This is a genomic window from Roseiflexus sp., assembly GCF_057785375.1.
Genome location: NZ_JBYNRX010000091.1, coordinates 139,975 through 147,462 on the forward strand (window position 1 = coordinate 139,975; position 7,488 = coordinate 147,462).

The 7,488-nt window shown below is 61.4% G+C and carries 8 protein-coding genes; 1 reads left to right on the forward strand and 7 read right to left on the reverse strand.

Annotated features, from left to right (window positions below; all coding sequences use genetic code 11):
* Positions 1–81: 81 nt before the first annotated feature.
* The 7 genes from wecB to AC3EA7_RS18025 form a co-directional block, all read right to left on the reverse strand.
* Complete coding sequence (gene wecB / locus AC3EA7_RS17995; RefSeq protein WP_488615449.1) at positions 82–1,173, reverse strand: non-hydrolyzing UDP-N-acetylglucosamine 2-epimerase; 1,092 nt, start codon at positions 1,171–1,173, stop codon at positions 82–84.
* Positions 1,170–1,928 (reverse strand): glycosyltransferase family 2 protein, encoded by a 759-nt coding sequence (locus AC3EA7_RS18000; protein ID WP_488615450.1) that lies wholly within the window; start codon positions 1,926–1,928, stop codon positions 1,170–1,172. The genes wecB and AC3EA7_RS18000 overlap by 4 nt, the downstream gene beginning before the upstream one ends.
* A 151-nt stretch (positions 1,929–2,079) precedes the next feature.
* Positions 2,080–3,054: an acyltransferase gene (locus tag AC3EA7_RS18005; protein ID WP_488615451.1), complete on the reverse strand. Its 975-nt coding sequence runs from the start codon at positions 3,052–3,054 to the stop codon at positions 2,080–2,082.
* A 46-nt stretch (positions 3,055–3,100) separates the two neighbouring features.
* Positions 3,101–4,588 (reverse strand): polysaccharide deacetylase family protein, encoded by a 1,488-nt coding sequence (locus tag AC3EA7_RS18010; RefSeq protein WP_488615452.1) that lies wholly within the window; start codon positions 4,586–4,588, stop codon positions 3,101–3,103.
* A 35-nt stretch (positions 4,589–4,623) separates the two neighbouring features.
* A complete protein-coding gene (locus AC3EA7_RS18015) occupies positions 4,624–5,967 on the reverse strand; it encodes an ANL family adenylate-forming protein (protein WP_488615453.1) in 1,344 nt (447 codons plus the stop codon).
* Positions 5,968–5,999: 32 nt separating this feature from the next.
* Entirely contained in the window at positions 6,000–6,707 is a 708-nt protein-coding gene (locus AC3EA7_RS18020; RefSeq protein ID WP_488615454.1) for an SDR family NAD(P)-dependent oxidoreductase, read from the reverse strand.
* Positions 6,708–6,718: 11 nt separating this feature from the next.
* The gene (locus AC3EA7_RS18025) at positions 6,719–7,042 is read right to left on the reverse strand and encodes a hypothetical protein (RefSeq protein ID WP_488615455.1); all 324 of its coding nucleotides are present in this window, start codon (positions 7,040–7,042) and stop codon (positions 6,719–6,721) included.
* Between the two features lie 215 nt (positions 7,043–7,257).
* On the opposite strand from AC3EA7_RS18025, the gene AC3EA7_RS18030 reads away from it, so the two are divergent.
* Positions 7,258–7,488: hypothetical protein (locus AC3EA7_RS18030; protein ID WP_488615456.1), on the forward strand; the 231-nt coding region annotated here is incomplete at its 3' end.

The following is a 7,488-nucleotide window of genomic DNA, read 5'->3' on the forward strand; positions in this document are numbered from 1 at the left end:
GAGGATCCTTTCATTGCGCTACGTTCGCGCCGGTCAGCCTGTAGTTTTGTCGCTTGCATACACGTATCTTTCTCGAGCGCCTCAGGCGACGCTCGCTAACACTTCGACCATCGCCGCAACGGCGCGTTCGCTGGCGCCAGCGCGGATCGGCGCCGGTGCGGATCGCAACCGGTCAAGCGCTGCGGGTTGCAACCATTGATGCGCACCGGCGAGAATGGACTCACAGGTGTTGCCGACCAGCACGTGCATCCCGGCGTCTACCAGGTAGCGCCACTCAGTTTCGTTGCGCAGGATGAGCGTTGGTGTTCCCAGCGCACCCGCTTCTTCCTGCAATCCGCCGGAGTCGGTGAGGAGCGCGCGCGCCTGTTCGACGAGGCGGAGCGTATCGAGATACCCGAGCGGCTCGCTGACACGAATGCTGCGCGGCATCGCGATGCCATAGGATCGCATCGCCGCTGCCGTGCGCGGATGCAGCAGGAACACGATGGTGTACGTCTCCGCCAGTTTGCCGAGGGCGCGGATCATGCCCGGCAAAACGGCGGGAGTGGTGTTCTCGCTGCGGTGCAGGGTCAGCACCAGGTAGTCGCCGGGGGTCACCTCCAGACGCTGCAGGATAGTCGAGCGGCGGGCATGCTGCCGGTTTCGTTCGACCGCATCAATCACGCTCGACCCGACCATGCGGATGCGCTCTGGCGGCAACCCTTCCGCCAGCAGGTTGCGCTCGGCGGTTTCATCGGCAGCCAGCAACAGCATCGAGATATGATCGAGAATGATGCGGTTGAGTTCCTCGGGCATCTCGCGATTGAAGGATCGCCCGCCCGACTCAAGATGCGCGACTGGAATGTTGAGTTTGGCGGCGCACAACCCGCCCGCCATTGCCGTATTCGTGTCGCCCTGCACCAGTACCATGTCGGGCTTTGTTTCGAGCAGGATCGGCTCCAGCCGCGAGAGCATGCGGGCCGTCTGTTCGCCGTGCGACGCTGAGCCGACACCAAGCGTGTAATCGGGCGCCGGCAGACCCAATTCCTCGAAGAAGACCGCGTCCATTTCGAAGGAGTAGTGCTGCCCGGAATGCACGAGGATGTGGCGCACCCGCTCACGAAGCAGCGGAATGAGCGGCGATAGTTTGATAATCTCCGGGCGCGTGCCCAGGACAGTAACCACGGTTTTCATCGTCGCCCCGCTTTGCTGGTTGTAGCCGGCGTTGTGCGAAACAATCCCATCAGACGCCGCCGCAAAATATGCGCCTGGAAGCGCAGATGCGATTTGGTGATGCGCCAGATTTTCGCCTTTGACTGGCCGAACTTGCGGACATGCAGCACCGCCGGATACTCGGCGACGCGATACCCTGCCAGCAACGCATTTACCAGGATTTCCGCCATTACCACATACCCTTCGAGCGTCGGCGGGACGGCTTCAATGACGTGCCGCCGATACGCGCGGTACATGGCAGTGTAGGTGTGAATATGACGGTTCACCAACAGCCGGTAGATCAGCGAGGCGCCCTGGCTGAACAACAAACGATAAGCGGGCACGCCTTCCACCCCGCCCTGCGGGTGATATGCCGACGATGTGACAATATCGACGTCTGGCGTGAGCATGTCGAGCATTGCAGGAATGGTGGTGAACGGATATGTGCCGTCGCTGTCGGTCACGACAAGAACCTCGCCGCGTGCGTGGGCAAACCCGGTGCGCAGGGCAGCGCCAAGACCGCGATTGCGATCATGACGAACGATCTGCACCTGGTCCCAATCAACGAATGCGGTTTTCAACCGCTCATACGTATCGTCAGTGCTGCCATCGTCGACCAGCACCAGCTCGAATGAACCACGGCGCGCCAGATCGGGGCGAATGTCGTTGAGCTGCGCGCGCATCTGATCGATGCTGTCCGACTCGTTGAAGTAGGGAATAATCAGCGAGAGATGCATGCCAGCGCCTTTCCCGGTGACCTTCGACAGTGTGCGACCGGCAATGAGCGCCGTTCAGGAGCGACGCTCATGTGCTGCCGTACACGTCGATTATGAACGGCGCTGATGACGGGGTGATGAAAGGGAGAGCCGACGCTCTGTGACAATCCCGTTACTTTGCAGGATCGATATACTCGATCTGCACGCCGTAGTAGCGCATCAGAAAGGTGCGCAGTGCGTGATGGATCGGGTCGTCGCTGCGGGGAGTGCGGCAGGTCATCAGGTCAAGCGGGTACACCGTCACGCCCGCAGGCGGCGCCCAATCCGCTCGTGTCACCAGTGCAACGACCCGGCAGGCGGGGTCGTCCCCAAACGATGGCGGATCGTCGTCGGCGGGGATACACACCAGCCGATACTGCTTCCTGCGATATCGGAACGTAACCTGTCCGTCACGCTGCACAACATCGAGGCGCAGTTCACGCTGCAATCCAAGATCGACGAAATGATCGAGTATCTGGCGCGCGGCGGCATCGCGGCGTCGCGGCGACATGTTGCGTTTCAGACGATTCATCGACGTGACCGTCTGCGCCGGAAAGCCCTCGACCACATCGCCGGACGCGACATCCCGCGTGACGACCGAGCGCGAATTGACGAACACCTGGTCGCCAATCGTCACTCCGGGATGAATGAAGACGCCGGCGGCACACCAGACATAGTCGCCGATCGTGACCGGACCAAATTTCACCCAGTATCCCTCGGTATAGGGGAAGAACGACCCGTGCGTGTAGACCATGCAGCGCGCGCCGAGTGCGGAATAGTTGCCAATGCTGACGCTTTCATCACAATTGATGAACGTTTGCGGACCGATGTATGAATGGTCGCCGATGAGCAGGTCTGCCGCGCCATACACCAGGACGAAACTGCTGATGATCGAGTAGCGACCAATGATCACATCGCCATGGCAACTGATGAAGGTCAGCGCCCGAATGTCGCTTTCGTCGCCGATGGCGATGTGGCGCGCCGAAATACCGGCGAACCAGCCAATGCGCACGTTCCGCCCGATGCGCGCGCCGAGCAGGACCCGCATGAGCCAGGGTTTGAATGGCGGCGGCGCCAGCAGGATCAGGGCGATAAACAGAGTGTGCATAGGCGTGAGCACTACTCCATTCGCAGAGGACGATTGCGCGACGCCATTAGAGCGGAGCGCCGGTCGCAATGGCGCGCTCGACGCCAAGACCGGCGCTCGACGCGAAGAGACGCCGGTAGCGCGTATGCCAGTGTGTGGCAATCTCGGCTGGCGTCGCCATCCAGAAGTCGCCGCGCGCTATCAGATGCTCCCATAATCGTCGCAGGGTTGTCGCCCAACCAGGGAACAGGACATCATCGAACACATAGTCGTGGACATTGACCAGCAATAATCCGCCCTGAGCAGCGGTGCGGTCGGCGAGTGCGCGCAGAACCTCGTCCGGCTCACCTGGATTGGCATCGCGCTCAAGGAAGAGTTGACTGTCCATCCATCCCGTCGGCAGTTGGAGCGTGCGCAGTTCACGGCGTTCCTGCTGAAGAAAGGGAAAGAAGGGCCAGCACGATCCGCGCCACCAGCCGAGGTATCGGTCGTGAGTCAGTGAGGCATCGTAGGTGAAACCCAGTTGCTCATGGATTGCCAGGGTCGCTTCGGGATTGACGGGGTCGAGATGCCAGTAGTGGTGCCGGTTCCCGACGACCGGCACGCCTGCAACCTCTTCGAGAAGGCGTTTTTCGCGGGCAAACTGCACGATGCTGGCATACGCACGGTAACTGCTGTGCAGCCCGATTTCACATCCGGCATCGATCAGGGTGCGAAACAGAGCGCGAAACTGTGGTGCGCGAATATCGTAGAAGGAGTCGGGCGTTCCAAGCGCATATTCGCGCAGCGATCCCTGGCGTGCGACAAAGTAAAAGGCGGATGGCGCGCCAAGGTTACGTTCCAGCGCCAGCCAGGCGTTAAATTGCCAGTGATGACGCTTCCCGGTCATCACATCGATGGCTGCCGGCAGTCCGCGTATGCCCTGGCGCAACAAGACGCGCAACGGCTCCAACCAGCGCACGACCTCCGGGTAATCGACGTCGTGGCTGATGGCGGCGGCGGCGCGTTTTCCGTGGCGCCAACGCGGCTCGCCTGGCGGTATGCCAGTTTCGCCAAGCAAGTGCTCGAAGCGCGCGCCGATTCCTGATGCCAGCCCTTGCCGCACGACGTGATCGCGCAGATATGGGGCGCCGCTGAGATCGACGTACCCGTGGCGATTCTTTGGGAAGTGCGTTTCTTCCTGACCGGTGAGCAACCAGAAGACATCGAAAAGAATATCGCGGTTGAGGATCAGGCGTCCCTGGTCGCCGACGATCAGTTGTTCGTCGGCGCGCTCGCCGTTGTACAACGGATGGGTGAAGCCATCAACTGCGGCGACGCCGACGAGGCGTGGCGCGGATCGGCGCTCCCAGAGGCGCGGCGTCGCCTGAATGACCAGCCGGGCAAAGGGAGCGCGCTGTGGTTCGGCAACATAAGCAATGTCAGACGGCTCAGCGAGGTGGCAGACGTGCCAGGCGTAACCCGCGCCGGTCAACAGGTAGCGCCAGGTCCACGCTATTTCTGGCGCGTAGCGTTCATCGAGCGACGGATCAAGAGCAAGACGAAGTGTTTGCATATGTTTCCTGGCAGAGCGGCACGAAGGCGCAGGCGTCAGATACGCCGCATCTTCTTGAAGCGCGCACTAAACTGTTCGCCGTCGGCAATTGTGATTTTGACCGGCGCCTTGAACGGCGCCAGGTGTTCACGGCACCAGGAGCGCACCCGTTTCTTGAGCGAGTCGAGGTCTTCCGGTTCGATCAGGTTCAACCGCGCTGCAACGATCTGCCCCGTAATTGGGTTCTTTTCGCCATAGACGGTTGCATCGCGCACATTGGGCATCTGCATGAGCACGCTCTCGACCTCCGCCGGATAGACTTTCTGCCCGCCGACATTGATGATTTCGGTGCGCCGCCCCAGAATGCGGATGTACTCGCCATCAACCTCGACCATGTCCTGGGTGTTCATCCATCCTTCGTCGTCGAATGGGCTGGGCGCGTTGAGATAGCCGAGCATTGCCGATTTCGCGCGCACGTAGAGCAAGCCGTCCACTACCTTCGTCTCGAACCCTTCGCCGCCGACTTTGACCCACAATGAGCCGTCATCGCGCGACTTCGAGCGCAGAATGCCGAGTTCGGAGAGACCGTAGGTCTGCTGGAGCCGCACGCCGGGAAACGCTTCGTGGACGCGCCGGAGCGTCGTTTCGGGCATAACCTCGGTGCCGTAAGTGATCAGTTTCAGCGAGGAGAGATCGTAGCGCCGATACGCCTCCGACATCAGGATCAGGTTGAGAAAGGTCGGTGACGTTGGCAGCAGTTCGACGCGGTATCGTTCGATAGCGGCGCAGACCTCATCGGGATCGCGGCTGCGCACCGATACGGCGGTTCCGCCGTTGGAGAGGGTGTAGAACAGCGTATTGATCCCGCCAATATGGTCGAGCAGCAGGAAGGTCAGCGTCACCTGGCGATGGCGCGGAACCTTGAACTTCTCCAGCAGTGGCGCGAAGTCGTGCAGCGCCGCTTTGCTCTTGCCGGTCGAACCGGATGAGAACAGCACCAGACCAGGATGCCCGCGCGCGATGAGGGTGCGGGTCAACTCGTGCGTCACGGGGATGTCGCGGCGTTCGATCTGCCACCCGTCGCTGGCATCGAAACTGACGACCGCCTGCACTTCAGCGATCGTTAGAAACTCTTCACGATGCACGGCGACCGATGCAGTCAGCGGCACCACGATGGCATTACGTGCAATCAGCGCCAGCAGGAGTGAAATCGCGCCGGGCGAATAGTCTCCTTCGATGCTCACTACCTGACCTTCGGCGATGCTAGCCTCATCGAGTATCGTGCGCCAGCGCGCCACGCGGTCGATCAGATCGCCGTAGGAGACCGATGCTCCCTGCCAGACGACGGCTGCGGCGTCGCGCGATTGCTCCATGCGCTCGATCAGCCATTCGATAGCCATGTTGTTCGTCTCCTTGAATGAAATGCGGCGTTTCACGAAACGCCGCCGAGGTAGATCACCTGACCGGTGACATACTCGCTTTCGGGACGCACAAAAAAGTCGATGACATTTGCCACATCCTCGAACCGCCCCAGGCGCCGGATCGCCAGACTATCGACGATCTTCTGAATCTTGTCGGGCGGGACGCCACGAATGAGATCGGTTTCAATCGGGGTCGGACCGATTGCGTTGACCGTGATGCCGAGTGGACCGAACTCACGCGCCAGGATGCGCGTCAGGGTCTCGACGGCGCTCTTCGAGGCGGCGTACAGCGCCTCGCCTTCCAGACGCAACGGCACGGCGACGGTGCTCACATTAACGATCCGACCAAACCGCCGTCGTTGCATCAGTCGCGCCGCTTCACGACACACCAGGAACGTGCCGCGCACGTTGGTGTCGAAGATGCGATCCAGCGATGCAATTGGCGTGAGGAGCGAGTGGTTCATCGCTGCGACGCCGGCATTGTTGATGACAATATCCAGCCGACCATGACGCCGCGCAATCGAGGTCATCATGGCTTTGACCTGCGTCTCATCCGCCACATCTGCCAGATGGTGCGTGTACCCTTCCAGCGACCAATCGGGCGGCTCGCGGCTGCATCCCTCGACCAGCGCACCGCTGTGGGCGAATCGTTCCGCCAGAAAGCGCCCGATGCCCTTCCGCGTACCGGTAATCAGCACGACCTGTTGATCCGTTGTCATGGCGTTTGTGCTCAGGCGTTGCGCTGTTCATCAAGCAACGCGCAAATGTAATCCGTCAGAGATCCAACCGTCAGAAACGGGCTATGCTTCTGCGACATTGCGCGTTCATTCGCCAGTGTGAGCGCAACATCGAAGGTCTCTTCAATTTTCTGCTCCAGATCGACGATCAGCGTCACCAGCCCCAGCGAGTCCAGCAATGCGCGCCTGCCGATCAGATATGTGTCTTCGCCTGGCTCACTGTCGGCGGTGATGTCGTTCTGCTCGTAGAGATCGCGCAGACTGGCGATGACCAGCGCAAGAACTGTACTGCGGTCAACCGTAAAGAGGGTCGTCATGAGCATTCCTCCAGCATTTGGACAGATGTGCATCCCAAGCCTGCACTGTTCAATCACCGGTATCGTAGCAGAGCATCGTTACATGCATGTAAACTGGGGAAGAAGGGGAATGACATTTTTGCAACCGTGGCGTAGATGACCGTCACCGCCGGGTCTCTGACCTGCGACTGGATGGATGCGCGAGGCGCTGCCAGCGCGCGCGTCCGCTGGCGCGGGTGACGGTCATCGCGGGGGCGCTGGCAGGCGACGGGGTGGATGCGGGAGGCGCGAGGCGCTGCCGGCGTGCGCGTCCGCTGGCGCGGGTGACGGTCATCGCGGGGGCGCTGGCGGGCGACGGGGTGGATGCGGGAGGCGCGAGGCGCTGCCGGCGTGCGCGTCCGCTGGCGCGGGTGACGGTCACCGTCGGGTTTCTGGCGAGCAACGGGGTGGATGCGGGAGGCGCGAGG